2 pseudogenes are annotated in these 2,532 nt (G+C 59.9%); both read right to left on the bottom strand.

Annotation, left to right across the window (positions count from 1 at the left end):
* Nucleotides 1-133: 133 nt before the first annotated feature.
* Nucleotides 134-888, bottom strand: a pseudogene (gene istB / locus GOW31_RS21780) (IS21-like element helper ATPase IstB).
* Nucleotides 885-2,370 (bottom strand): annotated as a pseudogene (gene istA, locus GOW31_RS21775) (IS21 family transposase). The pseudogenes istB and istA overlap by 4 nt, the downstream one beginning before the upstream one ends.
* Between the last annotated feature and the right edge of the window lie 162 nt (nucleotides 2,371-2,532).

The raw sequence follows: 2,532 nt of genomic DNA, 5'->3' as shown, positions 1-2,532 counted from the left end.
GCGTAAAAACCGGCCATGGGGCGGAGCAAAAGTCGTCCACTGATTGGGTGACCGGCGCCTTGGCAAACGGGCTCCGATAAAGCTGGCGGTTGCCAAGGCGTCTTGGTCCGCCAGGACCAATCTTTTCTGTGTTTTAGGAATTCTGCCGAGCCCTGCTCTGTGCCAGGCGATAGCTTTCTCCGTTCATCTCCAGAATGCTGACATGGTGGGTCAGCCGGTCGAGCAAGGCACCAGTGAGACGCTCGGATCCGAATGTTTCCGTCCATTCCTCGAACGGCAGGTTCGAGGTGATCAGGATCGACCCGCGTTCGTATCGCTGGGAGATCAGTTCGAACAGTAACTCAGCGCCTGTCTTGGAGAGTGGTACGAAGCCCAGTTCGTCGATGATCAGCAGCTTCTGCTTCACCAATTGCTTTTGAAGCCGCAGGAGCTGGCGTTCATCGCGAGCTTCCATCAATTCGTGCACGATGGCTGCGGCAGTAGTAAAGCGGACTGCCAGGCCTTTCTGGCAGGCGGCCAGGCCAAGACCAAGGCCACGTGGGTCTTACCGGTGCCGCTGGGGCCGAGAGCAATGACGTTCTCGCAACGGTCGATCCATTCGCAGCGGGCGAGTTCGAGTACCTGCATCTTGTTGAGGTTTGGGATCGCCGTGAAGTCGAAGCTATCGAGGCTCTTGGTCGCCGGGAATTTCGCGGCCTTGATCCGGCGTTCGATCATGCGCCGTTCCCGGTCGATGAGTTCGAGCTCGATCAGACGGGCCAGGAACTGGACGTGATCTCTCCCTTCGGCAGCGCAGAGCCGAGCCTGCTTGTCGTATTCCCGCAGGATGGTCGGCAGCTTCAGCTTTTTGAGTTGGTGGTTCAGCAGGATCTGTGGCGTCTCCGTCATGTCGAGGCACCTGTTGTCAGGCACATGTAACTGGCCGGAGATGTCGTCGCCACCTTGGCCCGTGGCAGGAACGGGTAGACATCCAGATCGAGCCTCGGCGGCCGCCGCTCCACCCGACACAGCACCAGATGCTTTACGGCATCCACTGCCCGGCAGTTGATTGCCTAGCAATCAATGAGAGGGGAAGCTGATTGCTCCCATCTGGAGAGCCGTCTTCACGGCAGCATGAACCTCCTCCATCTCGAAGCTTTCGAGCAGCCGTAGAACCTGCACGTATTCGCGCCGTCCGGTTTTCAGCATGCGTGCCTCCATCAGCCTCTGGAGAGTATCAAACGCCTTGGGAAGCTCCCATCCGGCCAGCGGAGCCGCCTGTTCGAAAGCGTTTATCTTCTTCTCAATCAGCGGCAGGTAATGAACCGGATCGAAGACCATGTCCTCGCGGTCGTAGCTGCGAACATGCCGCGCGATGACCTCCCCACCACATCCGATGACCACCCGGTCAACATAGGCGCGGATCCAGACTTCGCGATGGCCGTAGGCAACCGGCACGGAATAGTCGTTGGTCTTATAGCGCAGCAGCGACAGGGAACTGACCCGGCCCGTGGCCTGTTCGCAGGCTTCGAAGGGCGTGGCCGGCGAGACCGCCATTGCCTCCAGATCGCGTTGAAGCCGCTCTCCAATCGTCTGATTGTGCCCGCGCAGCTTGTCGTTTTGGCGCTTCCGGCACTGCTCTTCGAGCCAGTTGTTGAAGGCGTCCCAAGTCGGAAAGCTCGGGACCGGCACCATGAAGTTGCGCCGGGAATAGCCAACCAGCCCTTCGACGGACCCCTTGTCGTTGCCCTTACCTGGACGTCCGTAGCGGTCCCGGATCACATAGTGGGACAGCATCTCGCTGAACAGCCGCGCGCGTCTGCGAGTTCCGTCGGGCTCGATCTTCGCCACAAGGCACCGGTCGTTGTCGTACAGGATCGACTGCGGAACGGCCCCGAAGAACCCAAAGGCATGGACGTGCCCGTCCATCCAGGCCTCCGCTGTCGCCGCCGGATAGGCCCGGACGTAGCAGGCGTCGCTGTGCGGCAGATCCAAGGCAAAGAAGTGGGCCTTCTGCTCAATGCCTCCGATCACAACCACTGCTTCGCCGAAATCGGCCTGAGCATGGCCCGGTGCATGATTAAGGGGCACGAACATCTCGCGATGCCGTCGACCGTGCTCCCGAACATAATCCTTGATGATGGTGTAACCACCCTCGAAGCCATGCTCATCGCGCAGGCGTTCGAAGATCCGCTTGGCCGTATGCCGCTGCTTGCGCGGCCGCTGCCGATCTTCCGACAGCCATTGATCGATGATCCCGGTGAACCCATCCAGCTTAGGCCGCCGGATCGGTGCTGACCGCCGGTAGCCGGGCGGAACTGAAAACGCCAAAATCTTGCGAACGCTGTCACGAGATATCCCGAAATGCCGCGCCGCTTCTCGCTGACTCATGCCCTCGGCACAGGCCAAACGAACTTTGCGATACAAATCCACGGTGAAGATCCTCCCACCCTCCCTCCGTCAAAAGAAAGGGAAAAGATGGACGACTTTTACGCCGCCCGCAGCAAGATCATCCCGCCGCTACCGTGGTCGACTTTCTCACCGCCGTTCTCA

The organism is Ruegeria sp. HKCCA0370 (assembly GCF_013033705.1).
GTDB lineage: Bacteria > Pseudomonadota > Alphaproteobacteria > Rhodobacterales > Rhodobacteraceae > Ruegeria.
Note: the sequence above shows the minus strand (reverse complement) of the source record. Positions and strands in the feature narration are given on the sequence as shown.